Source organism: Streptomyces sp. NPDC049541, from assembly GCF_044465725.1.
Taxonomy (GTDB): Bacteria; Actinomycetota; Actinomycetes; order Streptomycetales; family Streptomycetaceae; genus Streptomyces.
Window position 1 is genome coordinate 342,469 of record NZ_JBITLY010000007.1, and the last position, 25,704, is coordinate 368,172.

Annotated in this window: 18 protein-coding genes and 1 pseudogene; 6 read left to right on the plus strand and 13 right to left on the minus strand. The window is 72.5% G+C overall.

From position 1 onward, the window contains the following. The 4 genes from ACIBW9_RS27160 to ACIBW9_RS27175 form a co-directional block, all read right to left on the minus strand. Window positions 1-2,223, minus strand: coding sequence for an NHLP family bacteriocin export ABC transporter peptidase/permease/ATPase subunit (locus tag ACIBW9_RS27160; protein ID WP_398959300.1), 2,223 nt, complete (start codon window positions 2,221-2,223; stop codon window positions 1-3). Further along, window positions 2,220-3,026, minus strand: a complete 807-nt coding sequence (locus ACIBW9_RS27165; RefSeq protein WP_398959695.1) for an HlyD family efflux transporter periplasmic adaptor subunit — start codon at window positions 3,024-3,026, stop codon at window positions 2,220-2,222. Before ACIBW9_RS27165 ends, ACIBW9_RS27160 begins: the two co-directional genes overlap by 4 nt. 142 nt (window positions 3,027-3,168) lie before the next feature. After that, on the minus strand, window positions 3,169-3,384 hold the full coding sequence (locus ACIBW9_RS27170; RefSeq protein WP_351476953.1) for a type A2 lantipeptide: 216 nt from the start codon (window positions 3,382-3,384) through the stop codon (window positions 3,169-3,171). Window positions 3,385-3,866: 482 nt separating this feature from the next. Next, complete coding sequence (locus tag ACIBW9_RS27175) at window positions 3,867-4,280, minus strand: PaaI family thioesterase (RefSeq protein WP_398959303.1); 414 nt, start codon at window positions 4,278-4,280, stop codon at window positions 3,867-3,869. Window positions 4,281-4,470: 190 nt separating this feature from the next. On the opposite strand from ACIBW9_RS27175, the gene ACIBW9_RS27180 reads away from it, so the two are divergent. Continuing rightward, entirely contained in the window at window positions 4,471-5,895 is a 1,425-nt protein-coding gene (locus tag ACIBW9_RS27180; RefSeq protein ID WP_398959305.1) for a S1 family peptidase, read from the plus strand. Window positions 5,896-6,052: 157 nt separating this feature from the next. Here the strand turns inward: ACIBW9_RS27180 and ACIBW9_RS27185 are convergent, their stop codons facing one another. Next, window positions 6,053-8,197 (minus strand): PP2C family protein-serine/threonine phosphatase, encoded by a 2,145-nt coding sequence (locus ACIBW9_RS27185; protein ID WP_398959307.1) that lies wholly within the window; start codon window positions 8,195-8,197, stop codon window positions 6,053-6,055. Between the two features lie 377 nt (window positions 8,198-8,574). On the opposite strand from ACIBW9_RS27185, the pseudogene ACIBW9_RS27190 reads away from it, so the two are divergent. Then, window positions 8,575-9,054 (plus strand): annotated as a pseudogene (locus tag ACIBW9_RS27190) (LuxR C-terminal-related transcriptional regulator); the annotation flags it as partial. Here the strand turns inward: ACIBW9_RS27190 and ACIBW9_RS27195 are convergent. The 4 genes from ACIBW9_RS27195 to lanKC all read right to left on the minus strand — a co-directional run bounded on the left by ACIBW9_RS27195 (window position 8,977) and on the right by lanKC (window position 16,132). After that, window positions 8,977-11,106 carry an ATP-binding cassette domain-containing protein gene (locus tag ACIBW9_RS27195; protein WP_398959309.1) on the minus strand — a complete coding sequence of 710 codons (2,130 nt, stop codon included), beginning with the start codon at window positions 11,104-11,106 and terminating at the stop codon, window positions 8,977-8,979. The pseudogene ACIBW9_RS27190 and the gene ACIBW9_RS27195 overlap by 78 nt on opposite strands. A 466-nt stretch (window positions 11,107-11,572) precedes the next feature. Continuing rightward, on the minus strand, window positions 11,573-13,273 hold the full coding sequence (locus ACIBW9_RS27200) for an ABC transporter ATP-binding protein (RefSeq protein WP_398959312.1): 1,701 nt from the start codon (window positions 13,271-13,273) through the stop codon (window positions 11,573-11,575). A gap of 99 nt (window positions 13,274-13,372) precedes the next feature. Then, a complete protein-coding gene (locus ACIBW9_RS27205; RefSeq protein WP_030937754.1) occupies window positions 13,373-13,489 on the minus strand; it encodes a SapB/AmfS family lanthipeptide in 117 nt (38 codons plus the stop codon). Window positions 13,490-13,564: 75 nt separating this feature from the next. After that, complete coding sequence (gene lanKC, locus ACIBW9_RS27210; protein ID WP_398959314.1) at window positions 13,565-16,132, minus strand: class III lanthionine synthetase LanKC; 2,568 nt, start codon at window positions 16,130-16,132, stop codon at window positions 13,565-13,567. A gap of 196 nt (window positions 16,133-16,328) precedes the next feature. On the opposite strand from lanKC, the gene ACIBW9_RS27215 reads away from it, so the two are divergent. The 4 genes from ACIBW9_RS27215 to ACIBW9_RS27230 all read left to right on the plus strand — a co-directional run bounded on the left by ACIBW9_RS27215 (window position 16,329) and on the right by ACIBW9_RS27230 (window position 20,841). Next, complete coding sequence (locus ACIBW9_RS27215; protein ID WP_398959316.1) at window positions 16,329-18,773, plus strand: SpoIIE family protein phosphatase; 2,445 nt, start codon at window positions 16,329-16,331, stop codon at window positions 18,771-18,773. A gap of 466 nt (window positions 18,774-19,239) precedes the next feature. Further along, entirely contained in the window at window positions 19,240-19,419 is a 180-nt protein-coding gene (locus ACIBW9_RS27220) for a hypothetical protein (RefSeq protein WP_398959318.1), read from the plus strand. 280 nt (window positions 19,420-19,699) lie between these two features. After that, window positions 19,700-20,041, plus strand: coding sequence for a sugar nucleotide-binding protein (locus ACIBW9_RS27225; RefSeq protein WP_398959320.1), 342 nt, complete (start codon window positions 19,700-19,702; stop codon window positions 20,039-20,041). Further along, window positions 20,038-20,841, plus strand: a complete 804-nt coding sequence (locus tag ACIBW9_RS27230; protein WP_398959322.1) for a class I SAM-dependent methyltransferase — start codon at window positions 20,038-20,040, stop codon at window positions 20,839-20,841. Before ACIBW9_RS27225 ends, ACIBW9_RS27230 begins: the two co-directional genes overlap by 4 nt. A gap of 177 nt (window positions 20,842-21,018) precedes the next feature. Here ACIBW9_RS27230 and ACIBW9_RS27235 read toward each other — a convergent pair whose 3' ends face one another. From ACIBW9_RS27235 to ACIBW9_RS27250, 4 genes are all read right to left on the minus strand, one after another. Further along, the gene (locus ACIBW9_RS27235; RefSeq protein ID WP_398959324.1) at window positions 21,019-22,968 is read right to left on the minus strand and encodes a glycosyltransferase family 2 protein; all 1,950 of its coding nucleotides are present in this window, start codon (window positions 22,966-22,968) and stop codon (window positions 21,019-21,021) included. A 122-nt stretch (window positions 22,969-23,090) separates the two neighbouring features. Continuing rightward, the gene (locus ACIBW9_RS27240; protein ID WP_398959326.1) at window positions 23,091-23,675 is read right to left on the minus strand and encodes a hydrolase; all 585 of its coding nucleotides are present in this window, start codon (window positions 23,673-23,675) and stop codon (window positions 23,091-23,093) included. A gap of 4 nt (window positions 23,676-23,679) precedes the next feature. After that, window positions 23,680-25,083 carry an MFS transporter gene (locus ACIBW9_RS27245; protein WP_398959328.1) on the minus strand — a complete coding sequence of 468 codons (1,404 nt, stop codon included), beginning with the start codon at window positions 25,081-25,083 and terminating at the stop codon, window positions 23,680-23,682. Beyond that, window positions 25,080-25,541 carry a MarR family transcriptional regulator gene (locus ACIBW9_RS27250; RefSeq protein ID WP_398959330.1) on the minus strand — a complete coding sequence of 154 codons (462 nt, stop codon included), beginning with the start codon at window positions 25,539-25,541 and terminating at the stop codon, window positions 25,080-25,082. Before ACIBW9_RS27250 ends, ACIBW9_RS27245 begins: the two co-directional genes overlap by 4 nt. Between the last annotated feature and the right edge of the window lie 163 nt (window positions 25,542-25,704).

Here is a 25,704-nt window from a genome sequence, read left to right on the forward strand (position 1 = left end):
TCATCGCTCCCTGACCAGCGCCGCGTACGCGCCGCCGCGCGTCACCAGGTCCTCGTGCCGCCCGCGTTCCACGATCGTGCCGTGCTGCAGTACGACGATCTCGTCGCTGTCGCGCACCGTGCTGAGCCGGTGCGCGATCACCACGCACGCGCAGCCGCGCCTGCGCAGGTTGTCCATCACGAACTGCTCGGTCTCCGCGTCCAGGGCGCTGGTGACCTCGTCCAGGACCAGGATGCTGGGGCGGCGCACCAGCGCGCGGGCGATCTCCAGGCGCTGGCGCTGCCCGCCGGAGAAGTTGCGGCCGTCCTGCTCGACCTTGCTGTGGATGCCGCCCGGCCTGCGCGTCACGACGTCGTAGAGCGCGGCGTCGCGCAGCGCGTCGACGACCGCGTCGTCCGGGATGGACGGGTCCCACAGCGCCACGTTGTCGCGGACCGTGCCCTCGAACAGGAAGACCTCCTGGTCGACGAAGGAGACCGAGGCGGCGAGCGCGCCGCGCGGGATGTCGTCCAGGCGCTGTCCGTCGATGCGGATCACACCCTCCCAGGGGGTGTACAGCCCCGAGATCAGCCGGGAGACCGTGGACTTGCCGCTTCCCGAGCCGCCGACCAGCGCGACCTGCTGGCCGGGGCCGACCGTCAGGTCGAAGCCGGTGAGCAGGGGCTTGTCGAGCGGGTTGTAGCCGAAGGTGATGTTCTGCAGCTCGACATGGCCGTGCAGACGGCGCGTGGAGTCGCCGGCGCCGGGGCGGCCGTAGAGCGGGTCGGCCTGGAAGTTCTCGACGTCCTTGAGGCGGGCCACGTCGGCTGCGAAGTCCTGGATGCGGCCCGCGACGCCGTTCAGCCGGGTGATCGGCGCGGTGAAGCGGGTGACCAGGGCCTGGAAGGCGACCAGCAGACCGACCGAGATACCGCCCTCGACCGCGCGCAGACCGCCGATCCACAGGATCAGCGCGCTGTTCAGGGAGGCCAGCGTCGGCGCGACCACCCCGAGCCAGGCGCTCGGCACACCGAGCCGCTGCTGCTCCTCCAGGGTGGTGGCGTGCTGACCGGCCCACTTGCGGAAGTAGCCGTCCTCACCGCCGGTCGCCTTCATCGTCTCGATCAGCTGCAGCCCGGTGTAGGCGGTGTTGGTGAGCCGGGCGCTGTCGGCCCGCAGCTTCGCCGTCCGGGTGGCGCGCAGCCGTATCACGACCCGCATGGCGACGATGTTCAGCAGGGCCACGCCGATGCCGAGGAAGGTCAGCTGCGGGTCGTACGTGTAGAGCAGGACGGCGTAGAGCACCACGACCACCGCGTCCACGCCCGCCGCCGCCAGGTCGCGGGCCAGGGTCTCGGCCACCTGGTCGTTGGACTGCAGCCGCTGCACCAGGTCGGCCGGGCTGCGCTGGGCGAAGAACGTCACCGGCAGCCGCAGCAGATGCCGCAGGAAACGGGCGCTGGAGAGGGTGGAGGAGATGATGCGGCCGCGCAGCAGATTCGCCTGCTGCAGCCATGTCAGCACCACCGTGAGCAGCACGGACGCGCCCATCGACGCGAACAGCACACCGAGCAGCGAGGTGTTCTGGCCGATCAGGAACTCGTCGATGTACGTCCGGCTGAGCGCGGGCACCGCAGCGCCGACCGCGACCAGCAGCAGGCTCGCCAGCACCGCGGCCGGCATGGTGCCCGCGGTGCCGCGCAACCGGGCCGGCATCGCGCCCAGGATGCCGGGCTTGCGGCCGCCCTTGCTGAAGCCCTCACCGGGCTCCATGACCAGGACGACCCCGGTGAAGCTGCCGTCGAAGTCCTCCATCGGCACAAAACGGCGGCCCTTGCCGGGGTCGTTGATGTAGACGCCGCGGCGGCCGAAGCGGCGCCCCATGCCGTCGTAGACGACGTAGTGGTTGAACTCCCAGAACAGGATCGCCGGCGTCTTGACCTCGGCGAGGGCGGCCGTGTCCATCTGCATGCCCTTGGCCGTCAGACCGTAGCTGCGCGCTGCCTTCAGCAGGTTGCTGGCGCGCGAGCCGTCGCGGGAGACACCGCAGGCGATGCGCAGCTCCTCCAGCGGGACGTGTTTGCCGTAGTGGCCGAGCACCATCGCCAGGGAGGCGGCGCCGCACTCCACGGCCTCCATCTGCAGGACGGTCGGCGTGCGGACGGTCTTCGCCTTCCCCTTGGGGACGGGGCGCTTGGGCGGAGCGGCACGGCGCCTGCTCCGCGTCTCCTGTGCGGTGCTCACGGCAGCAGCCAATCGACGGGACGCTGATCGGCCAGCCGGATCGAGGCCGAGGCCAGGGTCATGGAGGTGAGGTCGAACGGCGGCCCGTCCTTCGACGACCACTCGTAGCCGCTCTTGGTGCTCGACGACTTGTCCAGCCCGACCAGTACGGCCACCGGGCGGCCCTTCTTGGTGAACTGCTCGCCCAGCTGGCTGTCCCCGAGGAAAGCGGCGATCTCCTGGGCCGACTGCGCCGAGCGGTCCACCGACTTCACATGGCCGCGCAGCACGCCGTACGTCTGGGTCGGCACCGACGAGACGGTCAGGTCCACGGCGGCGTTCGCGGGGATGGAGGCGGCGTTCTCGGCGGGCACGTACACCGTGGCGTACAGCGGATCGCCGGCGTGCGCGACCTTCTCCACGGCGGCGACGTTCGCGCCGGTCTGGATGATCTGCCCGATGGTCGCGGCGAGCCCCGTGATCCGCCCCGCGGCGACCGTGCGGACGACGCTGTCGCCCTGGGAGGTACGGACCTTCAGGACCGGGGAGCCGGCCGGCAGCCGCTCGCCCTGCTTGGCGAGCACCGCCGTGACCTGGCCCGCGACGGGGCTCTGCAGGATGTAGCTGCCCTCACCGTGCGTGAGGATGGCGGGTGCGCCGACGGTGGACGTGACCGTGCCGGTCACCGCCCACAGGGAGGCGGACGCCATCGCGACCACCGTCACCGACAGGACGAGCCAGCCCTGGGGGCGGGCGAAACGCACCGGAAGATCGAGCTCCTCCGGCGACTGGAGCTTGGCGAGGGCCTGCTGGCGGAACTGCACGGAACTTTCCCTCACCTGAAAACGAGAGAGGACCGGCTCGCACGAGCCGGCTGGTTCAAGAGCCTGTGTGAGGCTTTTACGGCAACCGAAGGCCCCGGAGTCGCATGACGACTCCGGGACTCGACGATCACAAAAGGCGCGATCAGAGACCGGCGACCAGGCTGGTGACCGGAGCGGTGTTCAGGCCGGTCACACCCTCGACGGTGCCGACGACCGTGTCGACCGTGCCGGAAACGGGAGCAATGCCGTCCAGCGCACCGGTGACGGAGTTGACAGCGTTGATCGACAGGCCGCCGGAAACAGCGTCGAGCTCGGCGTCCGAGATCTCAACGGTCTCAACACGGGGGGTGGAGTTCATGATGGAACTTCCCTTCGTATGGATATTTCACAAGGGGGGAGCGGCCCCCCTCTGGGGGACAGAGCGACGGCCGCGACCGCAGGCGCCGGGCTTCCGTTTCCGGTGACCCTTCGCGGCCCTGCGGTGCGATGGATCAAAGCACGCTGCAGCCGCGGGCTTCCAATCAACCAACGGCCTCACCAGGCAACTTGAACCCCAGGGGCACCCATCCGTGCAGACTTGCGCACGCCTCGATGGCGAGTTCTTCACATGCGTCACGGCATCGGTTCATCCGCGGCCTTGCCCTCTCCGCGACGAATCCGACACTCCCGTCCCAATGACGTGACGAAGACAGCCGCCGTGTGCAGATCTCCCGCATCCGGTGACCCGGATGGGAATTGGATGTGCAGATTCCCTGAAGTTGTGATTCAGATCGCAGTTCCGAACGGAACGTCGTCGATCGACTGCGGACCGTGCCGACCCGGAATCAGGCCGAGAAACGCTCAGCCGAGAAGTGCGTAGACGGTGCTCGCGCGTGCCGCGAGTTCACCGGAAGCCTCGGCGGTCATCGTGATGTCCGCGAATGCCATACGGCGGCCCAGTTTGGTGAGCACCGCTTCGATCAGGACATCCGAACCGGTCACCGCGCGCTGGAACGACGTCGACTGCTGCACCGTCGTCATCGGCCCGTAGGACCCGCGGGCGGCCGACACGGCGATCACGGTGGCCGTGTCGGCGGCGGCCATCAGCGCCTGCCCCGACAGCCCGCCGCCCTCCCGGGCCAGCCGGTCCGACCAGGGAAGTCGCAGTGTTGCCCGGTCGTCGGCGAGGGCCTTGACCGTCAGGCCCAGCTCGAGGACCCAAGGGGCGAAGTTGGCGGAGAGGATCTTGTCGGCTTCGGCGGTGGTCATCGTCATATGGGCGATTGTTCCCCGCGCGGGTTCGTCAGACGCGGGTCATGGCCGAATCGGCGTTGCGCAAAGCGAGTTGGCAAACGGAATTGAACGCACCGTGAGACCCGTGCGTACCAACAGCCATCCAGGCGCCCGAACAGAACAGCTGCCGTACGGCGGCACAGACTCCGGTCCCCCCAGGAGGTCGAGAAGTTTGAGTCACAAGCGAATTCCGAAGCGCAAGGCCGCGATCGCGGCGGGCAGCGTCGCGGCGCTCGGCGCAGCCGCCATCCTGCTGCCGCACGCCAACGCCTCGCAGGACGGGTCGTCGACGAATGCCGCCCCCAGGGTCCTGAAGGCGACCGACGCATCGAATCTCGCCTCGCAGCTCCAGAACCTGCTCGGTGACGCCTTCGCCGGTTCCTACTACGACTCCGGCACACAGCAGCTCGTCGTCAACGTCATATCCGGCGACAAGAACAACGTGGTCGTCCAGGCGGAGAAGGCGGGCGCAAAGGTCCGCGAGGTCAGGAACAGCCTGGCTGCGCTGAAGGCGGGCGCACAGACCCTGAAGGCCAAGGCGACCATCCCGGGCACTGCCTGGGCGATCGACCCGAAGACCAACAAGCTGGCTGTCACGGCGGACTCCACGGTCACCGGCGCCAAGTGGGACAGACTGACGTCGACGGTCAAGAGCCTCGGCGCCGACATGGCCACCGTGAAGAAGTCCTCCGGCACCTTCAGGACGAAGGTGGCGGGCGGTGACGCCATCTTCGCGCAGGCGCAGGGCGGCACCGTGCGCTGCTCCCTCGGCTTCAACGTCAAGGCCAGTGACGGCTCTCCGGCCTTTCTGACCGCCGGCCACTGCGGTGTGGCGGCCAAGCAGTGGTCCGACTCCGAGACCGGGCAGCCCATCGCCACCGTCGACCAGGCCACCTTCCCCGGCGACGGTGACTTCTCCCTGGTCAAGTACGACGACCCGAACACCCAGGCGGCCAGCGAGGTCAACACCGGCGATGGGAAGACCGTCCAGATCACCCAGGCCGCGGACGCCACCGTCGGCGAGACGGTCTTCCGGATGGGCAGCACCACCGGCCTGCACGACGGCCAGGTCACCGGTCTCGACGCCACGGTCAACTTCCAGAGCGAAACCGACCCGAACGGCGTCGACACCGTCACCGGCCTGATCCAGACCAACGTCTGCGCCGAGGCCGGCGACAGCGGTGGCTCGCTGTTCACGCAGGACGGCAGCGCGGTCGGCATGACCTCCGGCGGCAGCGGCGACTGCACCAACGGCGGCGAGACGTTCTTCCAGCCGGTGACCACCGCCCTGCAGGCCACGGGCGCGACGCTGGGCGACGGGGGCGCGGGTGCGGGCGCGGGTGACCAGGCGGGCACCGCCGACCCGTCCGCCTCGGCCGGCGACCAGGCCGGAGGCGGCGACGCCGTCGGCGGCGGCGACCAGGTGGGCACCGCCGACCCGTCCGCGACGGCCGGTGACGAGGCGGGGAACGGAGTCGGTGACCAGTCGGGGAACGGCGTCGGCGACCAGTCCGGTGCCGGTGACCAGTCCGGCACCGGTGCGGGCGACCAGAGCGGTATCGGCGACGGTTCGTCGTCCCTCACCGGGTCCCAGTGATCGAGTTCCGCTCACCGACTGAGTGCACTCATCGAGCGCGGACCCCCTGATGGAGACCCACTGATCGGCCTCCAGCGCGGTTCCGGTCGATGGTGGACGGTCCGGCCCTCCGGCGGGAGGGCCGGACCGCGTCGTGTCCGCGCCCGTTCGGACGTCGTCAACGGGCCCGCAGCAGCAAAAGCGCCACGTCGTCGAGCCGTTCGCGTGCGGCCGTGCTGTGCCGTACGAGATGGTCGGCGAGGTCGTCCAGGGGCAACTCGCCCGCCTCGGCGAGGCGTTCACCGAGCCCGGCGAGCGCGTCCTCGATGTCGACGCCGGGCGATTCGATCAACCCGTCGGTATAGAGGGCGAGTACGGAGCCGGGAGCGAGGTCGACCTGCGTCGTCGGATAGCCGGCGGAGCCGTCTATGCCGAGCAGCGGGCCACCGGCGAGGTCGAGCACCCGCACCCGCCCGTCGGGACGGCGCAGCAGCGGCGGCGGATGACCCGCGCGGGCCATCACGGCCTGCCCGCGCGCGGGATCGAGCCGTAGATACAGACAGCTGGCGAACAGATCCGCGCCGAGATCGATCAGCAGCCGGTTGGTGCTGCCCATGACCTCGCCGGGCGCCTGCCCCACGGTCGTGTAGGCGCGCACGGCGGTGCGGATCTGCCCCATCAGCCCGGCCGCGGTCACGTTGTGGCCCTGGACGTCACCGATCACCGCCGCCGCCCCGCCCCGCGTCGGCACCAGGTCGTAGAAGTCGCCGCCGATCTCCATGCCGTGGGTGGCGGGCAGATAGCGGGAGGCCGAGTCGATGCCGGCCAGCGGTGGCAGCGAGTGCGGCAGCAGGGCCGCCTGCAGGCCGTGCGCCAGCTGGTGCTTGGCGTCGTAGAGCAGGGCCCGCTCCAGGGCCTGCGCGATCAGGCCGCCCAGGCTCGTCAGCACCGCCCGCTCGTCCGCGGGGAACGGATGCGGTTCCGCGTAGGCGAGCACACAGGTGCCCACCGGGCGCCCCGAGGCGATCAACGGCAGATAGGCCCAGGCCGCGAAGCCGTCCGGGGTGGCGTGCCGCGAGGGATACAGGCGCTCCAGCTCCTCGCGGGAGTCGAAGAACGCCGGCACCCCGGTGTTCAGCGCGTGCGTGCCCGGCGTGGGCTCGGCCAGCGGCAGCCCGTCGAACCGCTCCACGAGATGCGGGTCGGGATAGCCGCGGTGCCCCAGCACATGCAGCCGCCCCGCCCGGGAACCGAGGACCACCAGCGCCTGGCTGCCCACGGCCGGCGCGACCTCGTCCGCGACCAGCTGCACCACGTCCTGCACCCCCACCGCCTCGGTCAGCGCACCGGCCAGCGTCAGCACCTGGGAGATGGTGACCAGCCGGGAGGGGGCGTCACCGGGCTGCGGCCCCGCCCGGTTCATCTCCGCCACCGCCCGCGCCCGGGTGACACGGACGCTGAGCCCGGTCGTACTGGGATACATCCGGAAGGACATCCAGTCCCCGGGCGGGCGCAGCGCCACGAACGAGGTGGTCTGCTGGCTCATCAGCGCGGCCCGGTAGCGGTCCTCGTACACGGGGTCGTTGAGCCAGGGCACCGACGCCCACAGCTGCGTGCCCAGCAGCCTGCTGACCGGGAGACCGATCAGTTCGGCCGCCGCCGCGTTGGCGAAGGCGACCCGGCCGTGCAGATCCAGCGAGCACAGCCCGTACGGCAGCCGTGCCACCATCCGTGCCGCCTCCACCGTGCCGAGGGTGCCGGCCAGGCCGCCCACCGGCGGTCCACCGAGCAGATCGGGCTCGGGCAGCAGCTGCCGGCTCTCCTCCAGGGCACGCTCCAGCCGCTTCGCGAGCCGGTCGCAGGCCGCGGTCAGATGGTTCCGCTCCCGGTCGGAGAGGTCGGGCGGATGGGAGCCGGGCCAGGTGACGAAGACGGCGCCGTACGCCGTAGAGGCGGTCGCCACGGGCACCGCGGCCAGCGCGAAGGGATAGGGCAGCACCACTGCGATGCGCGGATAGCGGGCCGCCATCTCCTCCTCGCCGCCCACCCACACCAGCCGCCGCTCCCGCACCGCGTCGGCGACCGGGATCGGCGCGCTCAGCCCCACCCGCTCCCAGGGTGCGGCGAAGGCCCGGGGCAGGCCCGCCATCACGGCCATCTCCAGCACGGGTTCGGCGGGCGACAGCAGATACACCGCCCCGGAGTGGGCGTTGACCTCGTCCATCATCGACGCCAGCGCCAGGGACAGCAGCGGTCGGCCCACCCGCGTCCTCGTGGTCGCCGGCGCCTGTGCGGACGTCTGCCCGTCGGACACGCCGACCACCTCCTCGCACGGCCGGGCGACGGGTCCCAGGGATCAATCTGCCTCCTGGCGGCCGGTCGCGCACGGCGAGCGGTGGCCGGGACGGCGCCGCCCGGCCCGAGTACGGGCACACGACGGCCCGCGGCTCGGTGAAGAAGCCCGCATACCCCTTAGCCGCTGGTGCATGCCCCCTCAGTTGATGCGCGGAGCGGCGTGCGGGCGCCGCGCGTGCGCCCCCGCGCACCCTGTTGGCCGGTTCTTCGCGCCCATGAGCGGTCGCGGACGCCAACAATGGGCACGCGTTCAACACCAATGTGACCGCAGACGGAATGACGGAATGCTGAGGGGCGGCAGTGATCCGGGTGCTTCTGGTACATGACGAGTGTCTGGTGCGATCGGTGCTGGCGGACTGGCTGCGCCGGGAACCCGACCTCCGAGTGGAGGACACGCCGTGGCGCGGCGCACCAGGCCGGGTGCGGTCCCTGCGGCCCGATGTCTGCGCGGCGGACCTGGAGTGCGCGGACGCGTACGGCATCCCGCCGCTCGGGGAGTTACGCTCGCGGGGCCCGAACGGGGCCCCGCCGAGACTTCTCGTGCTTGCCAGTGCGAACAGGCCGGGCCTGCTGAAACGGGCGATCGAGGCGGGGGCGCTCGGCTATGTCGACAAGGAGGCCTCGCCGGAACACCTTGTGAACGGAATCCGGCAGGTCGCTCAGGGGGAACGTTTCATCAACGACTCGTTGGGCTTCGGGTTCCTGAAGGCCGCCGAGATGCCGCTGACCCGGCGGGAGCTGAGCGTGTTATCCCTGGCCGCCGAGGGTGCGTCCGTCGCGGAGATCGCCGGGAGCCTCCATCTGTCCCATGGGACCGTGCGCAACTACATGGCGGCCATCACCCGCAAGACCGGGGCCCGCAACCGGATCGACGCGATCCGTATCTCGCAGGGGGAGGGCTGGCTGTGACGGCACGGGCGTCCAGCTGCCGACGAGCTCCCGGTACAGCGGCGAGGCCTCCAGCAGCTCGTGGTGGGTTCCGCACGCGGTGCCCCGCCCGTCCATGACCAGCACACGATCCGCCCGCCGCGCCGAGCTGATGCGGTGGGCGACCACGACCAGGGTGCCGCCCGGCCGCCGTGCGAACGCCCGCTCGGCGCGCTCCTCGGCCTGCGGATCCAGATGACACGTCGCCTCGTCGAGCAGGGCGAGTGGGGCGTCCGACAGATAGGCCCGGGCCAGCGCGATCAACTGCCGTTCGCCCGCGGAGAGCGCCACGGGGTCGATCCGGGCACCGGGCCCGCCGAGGCGGTCGAGCAGCGGACCGAGCCCGATGGCGTCGGCCGCCGCGAGCAGTTCGGCCTCGGACAAGGGGCCGTCCCGGAAGTGGCCCAGGTTGTCGGCGACGGTCCCGTTGAAGACGTACGCCTCCTGCGGAATGAGCACCCGCCGCCGAGCGGCAGCCGCCGAGGGCACCGGCTCCCCGGCCACCCGGATCGTCCCGCTACGCGGCTCCAGCAGCCCCGCGACCAGAGCGGTGAGCGTGGACTTCCCGATCCCGCTGGGGCCGACGACGGCCAGGTGGGAGCCGGGAGGAAGGACGAGGTCCAGGTCCTCGATGACGGGGGTGGCGGTGGGGCCGTAGGCGAAGGTGACGGAGGTGAGGGAGAGGGCGGGGGCATGGGTGGGCGCCGGGCGTCGCGGGGCCGGTGTGGCGCGCTTGCTCCGGCGGACCGGTACGGCCGGGGGGCGGTGGCCGGGGGTGGCTGGGGTGGTGGCTGCGCCGTCGGGGGGCGACCGGTGCGGGGCAGGGATCGGCGGCTCGCCCTGCCGGTCGGGCACGGGCAGCGTCTTGGGAGTCCGGTCGCCGGGGGGCGTTGCGGGGTCGGGCTGGCCGGTGGGTGCCGGCCGGGGCGGAGGCGGTGCGGGGTGGGCGTCGGGGCTGCCTTGCACGGTGCGCACCGAGGGCGGACGGCCGGTGTCGGCCCCGTGGGGCGGAGCCAGCCGCCGCAGCACCACCAGCAGGCGGGAGCCGCTTGTGCCCAGGCCGTGGACCAGGTTGCCGAGAGCCGGAAGGAGGGACTGGGTGATGTAGGCGAGGGCGCCGACCAGGGCGCCCGTCGTGACCCCCCGGGACATGAGCCAGGGGGTGGCGGCGAGCAGCAGCACGATCGGGAGCTGGCCGCCGACGGCGAGCGACGCGATGCGCAGCACGCCCCAGCGGGCGAGGGAGCGGGCGGCCCGTAGTTCGGCGTCGACGAGTTCCCCCGTGTCGGCGGCGATCCGCTCCTCGGCGCCGGTGGCCGTGATGTCCCGCAGCCCCGGACAGACGGGACCCAGGCGGTCGGCCAGGGCCTCGTCGGCGACGAGGAACGCCTCCTGCCGGCGGGCCAACGGCCGCAGCGACGCCGCGAAGAGGGCCACCCCGGCCACCAGCGGCGGCCCCACGACCAGCAGGAGCAGCGGGGCGAGCGAGAACAGCCCGGCGAACGCCCCCACCGCGGTGAACACGAACGAGCGCGACACCATCACGAGCCCGGCGAAGGTGTCCCGCGCGATCTCCACCTGCTGCGTCAGCCCCGACAGCGCCCCGCCGTCGGCCTCCCGCACCCCGCGCCCGACCACCCCCTCGACGAGCCGGTCCCGCAGGGGTTCGACCAGGGCGGCGACGGCCGTGTAGACCCGTCCGGTCCCGTACGCCCCCACGACGACACCGAGCCCGGCCACCCCCAGCCAGGCCAGCCCGACCTCGGCCCGCCCGGCAAGGAAGCCCGCGTCGAGTGCCCGCGCCGGGGCGTACCCGGTGACAAAGGTCTGCCCCGTCTCCAGCACGGACCACCCGCCGAGCCGCACCACGACCCGCCACCGCTCCCGCAGGAAACGAAGCCCGCGCACAAGGATCCCCCCGCCGTGCTGTGCGCCACCCCGGCTGTTCATGCGTGCGCCCCGTCCCCGGCCACCACCCGGAAGCGGACGCCGTGCCACCCCCCGATGCACACCCTCACCGCCAGGCCTCCACCCCACAGGAACCGGGAACCGCGCCACCCGCCCCGCTCCTGCCAGAGCCACACCTCGTCACCGAGCCCGGCCGAGCGGTTGGCGGTCCGCCGGGGCTCCTGCGCTCGGGCTGTGCTCTGCCGAATGCGCCGGGGGCGGTGCCCCTTGATCCCGTCCTGCCTGGGACGGGCCTTGTGACGGGGGCCTGCCGAGCAGCCGGCCGTCCGTCGGGGCTCCTGCGCTCGCGCCTTGCTCTGCAGAACCCCCAGGGGACCTTTGGAACCGGCCCCCTCTTGCCAGGGACACGCCTCAACGAGTCCCGCCGAGCTGTCGGCGGTCCGCCAGTGCCCCTGCACTCGTACCTCGCTTCGCCGAACCCCCCGACGACGCCAGTGGCCCCCGCCGTTCACGCTCGCCCCCCGTCTCCGAAAACCGCCCGATACCCGGCCAGCCGCCACAACTCCGCATGTGTGCCCACCGCCCGCACCCGCCCCCCGTCCAGCCACGCCACCGCATCCGCACGGGCCGCCGTGGCCGCCCGGTGGGCGATGAGGAGTCGGGTGCCGGCCGCGCCGCGGGTCAGGGATTCGGCGATCTGTGCCTCCGTCACCGTGTCGAGGCTGGAGAGGGCGTCGTCGAGGATGAGCAGGCGGCCGTCGTGGGCGAAGGCCCGGGCCAGGCCCAGGCGTTGGGACTCGCCGCCTGATCGGGGGGCGTCGGCGCACGCGGTGGCGTAGCCCTTCGGCAGACGGCGCACGAAGTCGTCGGCGTGTGCCAGGCGGGTCGCCTCCCGGATGCGCGCGGGGGAGGGGGGCCGCAGGCCGAGCGTCAGCGCGTCCTCGATGGTGGTGCCCAGGAGGGCGGGGCGTTCGAAGGCGTAACCGACCGATCCGCGAAGGTCCTTGTGGGTCAGCTCGCGCAGGGGGACGCCGTCGAGCAGGATCCCTCCCGCGTCCGGCTCGGCCAGCCGGCCGGCGAGTGCGGCGAGCAGCGACTTGCCCGTGCCGGAACGGCCGACCAGGGCGAGTGTCGTGCCGCCGGGGACGACGAGGTCGACGCCGTCGAGAACGGTGCGGTCGCCGCGCCGCGCCGTCACGCCCCGCAGTTCCAAGCGGCCGGGGCCGGGCGGCAGTTGGCGGTGACCGTATGTCATGGTCGGTTCCGAAAGTACCTCGTCGAGGCGCCCGGCGGCCGCCCTGGCCCGGGCCAGGCTCGCGAACTGGCCGACCAGCACGCCGACGCCGGTCGCGAGGACCGCGTACCGGGATGCCGCGAGCACCTCGCCGACCGACAGCCGGTGCCGGGTGAGGAGCAGCCCGGCCACGGCGAGGACGCCCAGCTGCAGCAGCGGCGCCACGGCACTCGCCTGCGCCGCGGCCCGTCCCTGCACCCGCCACATGCGGTGGCCCGCGCGCGACAGTTCGGGCAGGGGCCGCAGGATCCGCGCCGTCTCCTTGTCCGCCGTACCCGCCGCCTCGATGGTGCGGTGGCCGGCCACCGCCTCCGCCAGCGCGCCCGCGATCCGCCCCTGTACCTGCTGGTAGTCCGCCACGCAGCGGGTGGTGTCCCGGGAGAGGACGCGCAGCAGGAGCGCCAGGAGTGGCCCTCCGGCCAGGAACACGGCCGCCAGCCACGGGTCGATCAGGCCGAGCGCCACCACGCCTCCGACGGGACCGGCCAGCGCGGCGAGCAGTGCGGCGCGGGCGGCCGGGGCCGTCCCCGCCTGGGCCGCGTTGCCGACGAGGCGGGCGACCAGGTCGCCGGGTCCGAAGCGGGCGGCGGCGCGCGGGCCGACGGCCAGCACATGTCCCGTCAGCCGTCGCCGCAGCCATGCCGTGGTCCGGGCGTCGACGGTGCCGCCCAGCACGGTCTCGCCCGCGTCGAGCAGGGCGAGCAGCAGCACGATCCCCGCGCAGTACAGCACCCAGCGGGTCGCCGGGGAGTGGGCGAGGAGAAGGTCGAGGGTGCGGCCGAGCGCGGCCGGCAGCAGGAGTCCGGCACCGGTGGACGCCGTGCTCATCAGGCACAGGGCGACGCAGCGCGCGCCGCTGTGCCGGGTGGCGGAGTTCAGCAACGCGGCGGGAGGAGCGGCGTCGGCACGAGTCATACGGCTGCGGCCTCGCATTGGGGGTCGGGGGAGCGCAGGACCCCGGGCGGCCCCTCCCTCGCGGGAGCGGACCGCCCGGAGCCGTGGATCACGGTGCCGTCAGAGACAGAGCAGAACGCTCGCCGCGCTGATGCAGGAGAGCAGGCTCGCGGTGCTGGCGCCGCCACCGCCGGTGTGCTCGTCGGATTCCATCGTCTGCAGGTCGAGCAGTGCCATTTCGTGTCCTTCCATCTGTGTGTTCACCCGTGGGGACGGGGTTGGGTCACGACTCCGTCAGGTCGCGGAGCCGCGTCATAGGGGCCGCCGCAGCGGCGGGAGGAACGGCAGGTGGGCGCTACCATCGGTGGCCGCCGCGAGCGCGAGCAGACACCCTGCCGTTCCGGTGGCCAGGTCCATGGACAGCCGCATCATCTGGTGCCCGGGGAAGGCCAGTTGGCCCTCGTATGTCATCGCGTACCAGCCGAGGGCGGCGATCTGCTCGGCCAGCTGCTGTTCCGTCGCGCTCGGCTCCGTGGTGCGGCCGAGGTGCAGGATCATCCCGGCGCGGCCCTGGAACAGGCCGGGCTGTGCGTAGAAGCGGGAGGTGGCGGCGGTGAGGATGCCGGAACGCGCCTTGTCGAACTCCGCGTCAGCGGCGTGCGCGAGATAGTCGTCCAGGACCATGCCGAGGCCCGCGCTGCCGTCACCGAGATAGGGCAGCGTCCGCCAGCCCTCGTCGACCTCCAGACCACCGCCGCTCTTCTGCACGACGCAGCAGTCCAGGTCCCGGCGCAGCGCCACCGCGGCCGCTTCCAGCAGCCCGGCGTCGCCGGTCCACTCGTACTGCCGCAGCAGGAACAGCGCCGGTCCGCTCGCACCCCGCAGCAGCCCGGCCCGCCGCCTCGGCTTGTCGGGCAGCGGCTCGGCAAGGCGTCGTACGACGATCTCCGCGGCCTCGGCCGCCCGCTCGCGCAGCTCCGACTCGCCCGTCGAACTCGCCAGTCGGCCGAGGACCAGGCCGAGGCCGGCCAGGCCGCCGTGCAGGGTGGAGGAGAGCTTCTGCCACTTCTCGGCGAGGATGCCCTCGACCAGGTCGAGCGCCCGCTGCCGGTGGCCGAGGCCGTCCAGGACGTACGCGACGCCCGCGAGCCCGTCGTACAGGCCGAGCGGTGTGCCGGGCGGTGGCGGGGCCGTACGCTCCAGGAGCCAGCGTTCTCCCTCCTCGTACCGTTCGGCGCCGGTCTCGGCCAGCGCGTACAGCACTCCGGCCGCGCCGTGGGCGAGCCCGAGTCCGCCGCCGTCGGAGAACTGGGCGATGTCGCCCGGGAAGAGCCGGTCCTCGCGCTCCGGGGTGGCCGAGGCGAGGATCGCCTTGACCATCGAGTCACGGCTGTGCGGCCAGTCGCCGGGCCGCACCAGCGCCGGGGCCCCCACAGCGGCGCCGCGCGTGATCTCCGCGACGGCCTCGTCCAGGAATTCCCGCGGCACGTCCGGGAACTGCTCCGCGATCACCTCGGCCAGATGCGCCGCCTTGCCCCGGTCGACCACGAACAGGGTGGTCACGGGCAGGAACAGCGCGAGCCGTAAGCAGGCCAGCGCATAGCGGTCGACATCGGTGCCCCTGCGGTCGGGCGGCGCGAAGAAACCGGGGTGCGCGACGACCTGACGGCCGTTCTCCGACACCGGGGCCGCCGCCTCGAAGTCGAGCAGGAACACCGACTCCTCGTCAGGGGCGACCATGATGTTGAAGACGTGCAGGTCGTTGAAGACGATCCCGCGGGCGTGCACCGCCTCCACCGCCCGCTGCACCGCCCCGTGGATGCGCACCGCCCACGCCGTGTAGCGCGCGACCGCCTCCGGATCCGGGTCCGGGGTGAGCAGCGGATGCCGTTCGGCGAAGAAGGAGTTGAGCGGGCGCCCCTCCAGGAAGTCCATCACCAGGAACCGGTGGTCGCCCAGCGTGAACCAGTCCCGCACCTCGGGCACCACCCCGGTGCCCGCCACCTGCTCCAGCGCCTGCTTCTCACGCTCCAGCCGGGCGATCGCGTCCGCGCCGTCGGAGGCCAGGCCCGCGTGCGGCCGCCCCTCCTTGAGGACGACCTTGCGGCCGTCACGGGTGTCGGTGCCCGCGTACACCCCGCCGCCGTTGGAGAAGTGCAGCGCCTTCTCGATGCGATACGGCAACTCGCCGACCGTCGTGGTGTTGCGGGCCGCCAGATGCGGCTCCAGGAACGTCGGCAGCGTCACCCACTCGGGCACCTGGAAGGACGGCGCCCGCCGGTCCGGCACCAGTGTGCCCGCGCCGTCCCGAACCGCCGGCACGAGCGAGCCCCGCTCGTCGACGACGAAGGTGCGTGCGAAAGCGCCGTAGCGCACATAGAGCGGACCGTCGTGCCAGCGCAGATCGGTGAGGATGTACGGCCCCTCGAAGCCCTCCAGCAACTGGCCCAGCTCGCGCAGCACCCCATGGAGCTGCTCCTCGCCGGCCGGATACACGGTGACGAACTTGCCGCTGGTGTCGCGGGCCGCGTACTTGGTGTTGCGCAGGTGCAGCAGATGCGGTCCCGGCACGAACTTGAACGGGATCCGGCGCGGCACGCAGTAGTCCCACACGATGGCCGCGACCCGCTCCGCGTTCGCCCGGGTGGCCGAGGCGTGGATCTTCCAGCCCTGCGCCGGGCCCGGCAGCGCGCTGCCGTCCGCGCCGAGCGGCGTCAGCGTCAGCCAGTCGCCGATCCGCGTCGCGTCCCAGCCCTCCGGCACCTCACGGCGCGCGGTCTCGAAGAGCGGTGCCGGCTGCTGTCCGGCGCCGGCAAGCCGGTCCGGCGTCTCGTAGAAGTGTCTGTCCGCGAGTGCGTACACCTCGTACCGCTTGTCCATGGATTCCCCTCCGTGGCCCGGCACCGACGTTTCCAGCCGCCCGGGGGCCCGGGACAGTCACGCGTGTCACGAGATCACCGTGCGATACGCACGCGTTAAGACATGTTCGGCGTGTTTCGAGTCGGCACGCCCGATGACCTCCACGGAATGCTCACAGGGGCTGCGCAGGCGTCCCATACGCGCTGTAATTGCGGACGTGGTCAGTGAGGGCGCCGAGGCACGCAGAACGAGAACTCTGCGCGCCGAAGGTGCCCTGAAAGCGCTCACATCCGGTCCGGCGCCCGAGCGGGTGCGCCGCGTCCTGGAGCAGGCGCTGGTCTTCGCCGGGGCGGCGTTCGCCGGTGTGTACACCCCGGAGGACGACGGGGACCTGCTGTGCCTGGTGGAGTCGGCGGGCGTGCCCAGAACGCTGTTCGGGCTGCGCGACAGCTATCCGCGCTCCGGCGGCTCCCCGGTCGCCGACAGCCACCGCTCGGGAAGCCCGGTGTGGCTCGGGCCCGAGGAACTCGCGGGGGACGCCGAGGCGCGGCGGACGCCGCCGCGGGACTTCCACCTGGCGGTGCTGCCCGCGCGGGGGGACGCGGACGGCGGCTGTCTGCTGGCCGTCAGCGAGCGGCCGGACGGCTTCGACACCGAGGACCGCAAGTGCCTGGAGCTGATCGCCGACGCCGTGGGCTGTCCCGCCCCCGCCCGCGCCGCCGAGGGCGCTGAGCTGCCGGCCAACGCGTTCAGCCTCGCCATGGACAGCGGCCGGGTGGAGGTCGGCGACGACATCCTGGGGCTGTTCGCCGTCACCCGCGCCGAGTTCGACGGCAGGGTCGAGACCCTGCTGGGCCTGACGGTGCCGGAGGACCTGCCCTCGCTGATGTCGGTGGTCGAGGCCGACCACATGTCCCTCGGCGACCGCGAGCTGGAGTTCCGGGTCCTGCAGCCCTCCGGACCGCCCAAGTGGCTGCGGCTGCGCGGGCGTCTGGTGCCCGGCGGCGAGGGCCGGCCGGGCATGCTCGTCGGCACGGTCGCCGACGCCTCCAAGCTGCGCTCCGAGGTCACCGACGTGGCCCGCGTCCAGCGCCTCGCCGCCATGCTCGCGACGGCCGGCACCGTCCGCGACGTCAGCCAGGCGGTCGTCTCCGCCCTGCGCAAGCCGCTGCAGGCCGACCGCATCGCGCTCGCCGAACTGGAGGGGGACCGGCTCGTCGTCACGGTCCTCGACCCGCCCGATCCGGAATCCTGGCCCGAGCTGTGGCGCCTGGAGTGGCGCACCGAGTGGCCCGACGCGCCCGTGCGCGCCATGCCCACCCTGGCCGCCGCCCTGCGCGAGGGCCGCGCCCGCATCTGGCCCGCCGGCACCCCCCTGGAACCCGCCCTCGCCGACGTCGGCCCCGGCGGACTCGCCGTGCTGCCGCTGCCCGCAGGCAACCGCATGGCCGGCGCCTGTCTGATCGGCTGGGACACCCCGCACGACTTCGGCCCCGACGAGCGCGCCCTGCTTACCGCGTCCGCGGGCCTCGCGGGCCAGGCCCTGATGCGTGCCCACGCGTTCGACGCCGAACACGAACTCGTCGGCATGCTCCAGCGCCAGCTGCTGCCGCGCCGCCTGCCCAAGCTGCCCGGCGCGGTCGCCGTCGCCCGCTACCTGCCCACCACGGCGGGCCTGGAGGTCGGCGGCGACTGGTACGACGTGATCCCGCTGCCCGACAACCACGTCGCCCTGGTCATCGGCGACGTCCAGGGCCACAACGCGAGCGCCGCCACCCTCATGGGCCAGATGCGCACCGCGCTGCGCGCCTACGCCGTCGAGGGCCACCCGCCGGACGTGGTCGTCTCCCACGCCAACCGGCTCCTGACGGACATGGAGACCGACCTCTTCGCCACCTGCTGCTACGTCGACGTGGACATGGAGGAGGGCTCCGCCTGGTACGTGCGCGCGGGCCATCTGCCGCCGGTGCTGCGCCACCCGGACGGCAGCACCGAGGTGCCCGAGTCCGACGGCGGGCCGCCGCTCGGCGTGGTCGCCCAGGCCGACTTCCCGATGAGCGCGCTGCGGCTGCAGCCCGGCACGGTCCTCGCGCTCACCACGGACGGCCTCGTCGAGTCCGCGGAGGCAGACATCGACGACGGCATGGAGCGACTGGCCCGGGAACTGTCCGGCTCCGACCCCGGCCACCTCGGCCTGGTCGCCGACACCCTGCTCGGCAACGCCCGGCGCAGTGACGACGTCGCCCTGCTCCTGCTGCGCTACGACGGCATGGCGCTGCGTCCGCTGCGCGAGAGCTGGACGGTCTGGCGCGTGCCCGAGGCGGTCGGCCACACGCGCCGTTTCACCCGCCGCACCCTCCGCGCCTGGGGCGTCACCCGCGACGACATGGACGCGGTACTCCTGGTCGTCTCCGAACTCGTCACCAACGCCCTGGTGCACACCGACGGCCAGGTCCGTCTCGACCTCACCCTGCTCGACAACCGGCTGCGCGTCTCGGTCGCGGACGCCTCGCCGCGCACCCCGGTGAAGCCGACGAGCATCGGCTGGGAGGCCACCGGCGGCCGCGGCATCCTCCTCGTGGAGGCCATGTCGGATGCGTGGGGGACCGTGCCGGCCAGCGGCGGCAAACAGGTGTGGGCGGAGCTCGTGCTCGGTTCGTGACGTCGGCGCTGATCAGCCGAGCATTTGTACTGCCAGGACGCCCTGCCCGGGGGGCGGGCCCATGGCGTCGCCGCCGGCGAGGGGCACCCGGCCCGCCCTCTCCCGCAGCTGAGCACCGGCCTCGGTGAGGCGGAGGGCGACCGATCGCTTGGCCGATGCTGGAGCGGGTGGCGGAGCAGATCGACCAGGACTTCCTCCGCGGCGTTCTCGGCGCAGCAGCAGACGCGAGCTTCGACGATGGTTCTGTCACCAGTCCACGACGAACGAGGCGGAGCGCACCCGGCTCACTGCGTCTCCACTTCACCGGTCTCGCCCGCCAGGCGGTCAGCATCCTTCGCGGCGTGTCGAAAGGGCGCCGAAGTGGGGCCTGCTCGCGCCAGGTTCCGTGCGGCGGATACGGCGTTTGACCGGGCCGCCGAAGGGGACCCGGCCAGCAGGCACTGAAGCAGAAGGAAGATGAACCGCCGTGACGCCGCACACCACAGACAAGCTTGCGATCCGTCGACCGGAGACCGGTTGGGCGAGGGCCCGGCGGCTGCGGGGCAAGGGCGTGCTGCGTACCTGGATTCCGGCGGTTCTCGAGCAGGGCACCACGCGAACCGACCAGCCCGACCCGGAGGGCAACATCGTGCGGGGCGAGGACTGACCACCGGCGCACCCAGGCCAACAACACCCCGTTCAGCGGGCGTTGGCCCGCAATCCGGCCCGTGCCTGCACGGCACACAGCGCCGGCCTGGTCCTTCTCTGCGCCGACCACGCCTTCGACGGGCGATGCGCATACCCCGTACCCCGAAGATCATGCCAACGTCCCGAGCAGTGCACACCGCCGCACCGGGTCGCCTGCGGCCGAGGAGCTTCCCATATAGAGCGCAATCGCGCGAACCGCTTGGCTCGACGGCGTTCACGGGCGTAGTTTCGTCCGCACGATGATCGACCTGGAGTCCCGCCACGACACCCTCGACGTCGTCGACGACCAGCGCGGGCAGCCCACGTGGAGCGCGGACGTCGCCGCACGTCCCGTCGACCTCGGCCCACATCCGGGCCGGGGTGCGAGTGATGTCCTGCATGCCGTCGGCTGTGGCGACACCTCCTGGTCCGACCGGGTGCGGCGGGTGAGCGGCGGGGCCTTCCCGCGGCCCGCTCCCCGACCCGCGTACAGCGCGCTCGCCCACTGCCGTCGGCAGGAGCTGGGTCTGCCGGCGCCGCGCGACCGGCGATCCGCCCTGCATGAAGCATTCGCCCTTATCCGCAAGGAGTCCCCTTCGTGAAACGCCATGAATTCCTGCGGGGTCTGCACAAGGCCACCGCGAACCGCAACTACCTGGAGATCGGAGTCAACGACGGCCGCAGTCTCACGCTGTCCCGCGTCCCCAGCATCGCGGTCGACCCCGCGTTCAAGGTCGTCACGGAGATCCGGTGCGACGTCCACCTGGTGAAGGCCACCAGCGACGACTTCTTCGCCCGCGACAACCCCCTCGGCCACCTCAAGGGCGGCCGCCACCCCGTGCGCAACCTGCGCCGGGGCCGCAGCCCGATCGGTTACTGGCGGCGCACCACGCTCGACCTCGCGTTCATCGACGGCATGCACCTGTTCGAGTACGCGCTGCGGGACTTCATCAACATCGAGAAGCACTCGGACTGGTCGAGCGTGATCGTCTTCGACGACATGCTGCCGCGCAGCATCGACGAGGCCGCCCGCGACCGGCACACCGACGCCTGGACCGGCGACGTCTACAAGCTCATCGAGATCCTGAACCGCTACCGGCCCGATCTCGTCACCGTCCTCGTCGACACCCAGCCCACCGGTCAGCTGATCGTCTTCGGCGCCGACCACCAGAACACCGTGCTGAAGGACAAGTACGACGAGATCATCGCCGAGTTCCAGGTGCCCGACCCCCAGAAGGTGCCCGAGACGGTCCTGGAGCGGGTGAAGGCGGTCACGCCCGAGACCCTGCTGGGGGCCGACTTCTGGCGCCCCCTGGTCCGTGCGCGCAACCGCGGCCTCAGCCGCTCCCGCGGCTGGCAGCCGCTGCGCTCGGCCCTGGAGAGCCTGACGGCCGGCCGCTGAGTCGCCGGCCGCGCACACTCTCCTCGTAACCGGAGGTGCAGGCGTCGTACGGCAGGAGCCCGGTCCGCCGGGCCGCTGCCGACGACGGCGCCTGCGCGTCCTTCGGGAACAGCACCCGAGGGACGCCCTCGGGTACGCCGTGCTCACGCGCCCGCTATGGCCGGCGAGCGCCCCCTTTCACGCCTTTCCCGCCCGGGATGCCGCACGCCGTCTGAGGACCGCGGCCAGCGCACGCCGTGCCCTGCGGGCCAGCCGCCGTACCGCCGAGGGCCTCGGAGTCCGTACCACCTTGATCGAGTTCGCGTCCGCGCGCAGGGCGAGCGGCAGCGGGAGGAAACGCGGCTCGGCGGCGTCGGGGGCCGCGCACAGGGCGGTCCGCCAGGTCGCGCCGCTGAGGTCGGCGACGGTCAAGGCGGCCTCCAGCAGGGCCCCGTCCCCGGCCGGGGACAGTGTGCCCGGCACGTCCAGGGACCTGTCGGGCGAGGTCAGCCGCAGCAGTACGGCCGTCTCGGCCGGAACGTGCAGCGGCAGGGGCGCGCGCAGCCGGCCCCCGGAGACACTCACGGCGTCCGGTTCGAGCCGGCCGAGGCCGAGGCGCTGGTTGGCCCGGTCGACGTCCAGGGAGAGGTTGCCGTGCTGGTCGGTCCAGTACGGCAGGACCACCCGCCCGCCCACCACCGCCGCGGACGTGGCGGCACGTGCCTTGCGCGGGCCCGGACCCACGCGGGACGTCTTGCTCCAGCCGCCGAGCCTGACGCGGGCGTAGGTGTCCCACAGCCCGGCGCGCAGCGAGGCGCCGTCCACCGCGCCGGCCGGGTCGACGGTGGCCGTGGCACGCAGCACGAGCCGCACCCGCCCGCTGTCCTCGACCGGCACGATCTCCCGGGTGACCTCGATGGGCTGGAAGTACTGGGCGGCGCTGGAGCGTTCGCGCACCAGCAGATCCACGGCGGCCTGTCCGAACCGGGCGACGGTGTCGGCGCCCACCCAGGCGATCGCCTCGTCGAGGTCCTTCGGCGGGCCGTCCAGCGGGATGCGGACCCCGCCGCCGGGGAACGTCAGCGGCGTGCCGCCCGCCGTGAGCTCGGCGGCGAAGTCGAAGCGCAGCCTGCCGTCCTGCCACTCGACGGTCCCGGGCCGGGCCGAGAGGCCGAGCCCGGTCTCCCACTCGGCGAAGGCCACCACGTCGTCGTACCGGTCGGCGGCGACAAGCGCGACCACGACCTGCTGCGTCGGCTGCAGACCGACGGCGACACCGGGACCGAAGCGCTCGAGGACGACCTGGCGGATCTCCTCGAACTGCTTGCGCCGGTAGTCGTCCGGCTTGGCGAGCAGACGGTTGCCGCGCAGCCGCTCCACCATCTCCACCCGCAGCCAGCGGCGGTGGAGGCTGTCTCGCACCGCGCCCGGCTCGGTGTACTGGTCGACGACGTCCAGCGCCTCCCGCAGGTTCTTGAAGTACCCGGCCGGGTCGAACTCCTGGAACCCCGCGTTGGAGGAGTCGTCGCGCCGGACGTGGTAGTAGCAGACGTAGTCGCCGATCACGGACACGTTGGCGGCGCGCAGATACGCCTCCGTCACGAAGACGTGGTCCTCCAGGCGCCGTCTGCCCTCGGGGAAGCGCAGGCCGATCTCGTCCAGGAAGGCCCGGCGGAACATCTTGTGCGGGGTGAGGCTGTCGATGAGCGGGGCGTCCCGCACACTGGCCCGCGGCCGGTTGCGGCGGAACAGCTCGACCGGCACCCCGCGGCCCTGGCCCGCCATCTTGCCGACGACGACGTCGGCGCCGTTGGCCACGCCGTAGTCGTACATCCGCTCCAGGGCCTCCTCGCCGAGGCGGTCGTCGTTGTCGACGAACATCACGTACTCGCCCCGGGAGGCGGCGATGCCGACGTTGCGGGGCTTGCCCGACCAGCCGGAGTTCTCCTGGTGGATCACCCGGACCCGGGGCTCCTCGGCGGCGAGAGCATCGAGCCGGGCCGGGGTCTGGTCGGTGGAACCGTCGTCGACGAAGATCACTTCGTACTCGTCGGGTGGCAGTGACTGCCTCAGCAACGACGCGATGCAGTCCTCGATGTAGGGCCCCGGGTTGTAGACGGGGACGATGACGCTGACCTTGACCGGCATCGGGCTTCCGAGCCCCCTCGGGTCGCTCGCCGAAAGTGTGGGTACGGGTGGCCAGATGCTATCTCCGCCGTGAGCCTCGTCCCACTGCGAGCCTTTTTCTCACCTCGTTTCCGCGGGCCGGGTCAGTCGTGCGTCTTGGCCAGCAGTTCCAGGATCTCGGCGGTGGTGCCCGTCTCGCCCAGCCGCGGGAAGATCCGGTCGACGCTGCCCCGGTGGGCCTCCGGGTCCAGGTCGCTCATGGCGTCGGTGGCGAGGGTGACGTGGTAGCCGTGCTCGTGCGCGGCGCGGGCGGTGGACTCCACGCCGATGCTGGTGGCGATGCCCGTCAGCACGATCTGCGTGACGCCCCGGCGGCGCAGCTGGACATCGAGACCGGTGCCGTGGAAGGCGCCCCAGTTGCGCTTGGTGACGGTGATGTCGCCGGGGTGACCGGCCAGTTCGGGGACCACGACGTCCCAGCCCTCCGGGTAGGCGCCGCCCGGACGGGAGACCTCGGTGCGGCCGGGGACGGTGTCCGCCCCGTCGGCGGCGAAGGAGACCCGGACCAGCACCACGGGCAGACGGCGGGCGCGGAAGGCGTCGGCGAGTTCCACCGTACGGGTGACGACGTCGGCGCCGCTGTGCGGCTGGACGGGCGCGGCCACGATGCCGGCCTGGAGGTCGATCACCACGAGGGCGGTGCGCGGGTCGAGGGCGGTGACGGTCATGACATCACGTCTTTCGTTGCGGTACGAGGGTGTCGAGTGAACGGTCGGGGAGCGCGGACGCCAGGAGCAGCGCCGATCCGGCGAGCATGAACAGCGCCAGGTCGTGCATCCCGGAGGTGTCGGCGCGGTGGGGGAAGAAGGCCGCGGCGGCGGCGGACGCGGCCAGCGCGCCGAGGTAGCCGAAGGTGCGCAGCAGCCCGGCGGCCGAGGCGGTGCGGTCCGGCTCGGCCTGGCGGTACAGGGCGTTCTGGATGGCGAGCCCGAGCAGGCCCTGCGGCACGCCCATCACTGCACCGACCAGGACCAGCGCCCACATCGGCGTACCGGAGCCGACCAGCAGCAGCGCGGCGCAGCCGGCCATCTGCAGAAGGCTGCCGGCGACGAGCTTGGTCCGGACGGCCTCCCGGCGTCCGGTGGCGGCGGAGACGGCGAGCCCGGTGGCCGACAGCGACAGCAGCACCAGTCCCGCCGTGGCGGCGGGCAGACCGCGCCCCTCCTCCAGCCACTGGGTGAAGCCGTACATGAAGGCGTACGAGGTCGTGTAGGCCAGCAACTGGCGCACATACGTGACGATCAGCGGGACGTTGCCGCCGAGGACGCGCAGGTCGACGAACGGGCCGGGCACCCGCAGCTCCCGCACCGCGAAACCCGCCGCGGCGATCGCTGACAGCACCGGCAGATACCAGCGGTCGAGTCGCAGACCCGTCAGGAAGACCATCAGCGAGACCATCATGACCGCGAACAACGCCATGCCGGGCAGGTCGACACCCTTTCCCCGGCGCCGCCCCGGCGTCCTCGGCAGACGGCGCGTCCCCAGGACCAGACAGGCCACCGACAGCGGCACGTTGACGGTGAAGACGGCTCGCCAGCCGCCGAGGCCGATCAGCAGACCGCCGAGGGCGGGACCGATCACGGCCACGACCTGGTTGGCCATGGCGAGCGCGGTCAGCACCCCCGCCGGGCTGTCCCGGCCCGTGCGCTCGGCCTCGCTCCGCGTCAGCTGCATGGCCGCCGGATACGCCGCCGACGTCCCGAAACCGAGCAGCACGCGCGCGCCGATCAGCGCGCCGAGCGAGGGGGCGACCGCGCCGAGGAGCCCGGCGATGCCCACCAGACCCGTACCGATCAGATAGAGGCGACGCGGCCCGTACATGTCCACGAGCCGCCCGACGACCGGCTGCCCCACCGCGGTGGCCAGGTACAGGGCGGACACCAGCCACACCGTCTGGGCCGGCGGGGCACCGAAGGCGACCCCGATCGGCACCAACGCCACCGCGATCATCGAGGAGTTGACCGGGTTGAGCACCGAACCGAACAGCATCGGCGCGATCAGCCGCCGGTCGAACCCGGTGGGGGAGGGGCGGGCGGTCCGCGCGCCGCCCCCGGTGCCGGATGGCCGACGTATCACGGTTGCGTGAGCCGTTCCAGCAGCGCAAGCCCCGCGAGGACCGTCCGCCGTTCGTCCTCGGTGTAGCGGTCCTGCAGCGCCCGGGCCAGCCATTCCTCGCGGGCCTGCCGGTCGCCCTCGACCCGCAGCCGGCCCGCCTCCGTCAGGGTGATGAGCTGGCGGCGGCCGTCGTCTGGGTCGGGACTGCGCCGGATCAGCCCCTGCCGGTCCAGCGCGGCGAGCGTGGTCGCCATCGACTGTGGCCGCACACCCTCCGCCGTGGCCAGCGAACTGGCCGTGGCGGCCCCGTGCTTGGCCACCAGGGTCAGTGCGGACACCTGGGGCGGCGTGAGCTCGTCGTCCTCCGCGACCTCCCTGATGCGGCGCCGCAGCCGGCTGACCACCACCCGCAGATCCCGCGCCGCACGGGCGGCGGACTCGCCGATGCCTTCGGAAGGGAGGGTGGCCTGTGCATCCATGCCCCGACCCTAAAACCGTAAGGTAAAACTGTCCAGTCCAGGCTGAACAGTTTTGACTGTAGATCGGCTTGCCGTGGTGCAGCACCCCCCGCCGCGGACATCGGCGCCGAGACGGCCGCCACGTCGATGCGTGTGGACAACGAACGGGCTGCCGACCGCGCCG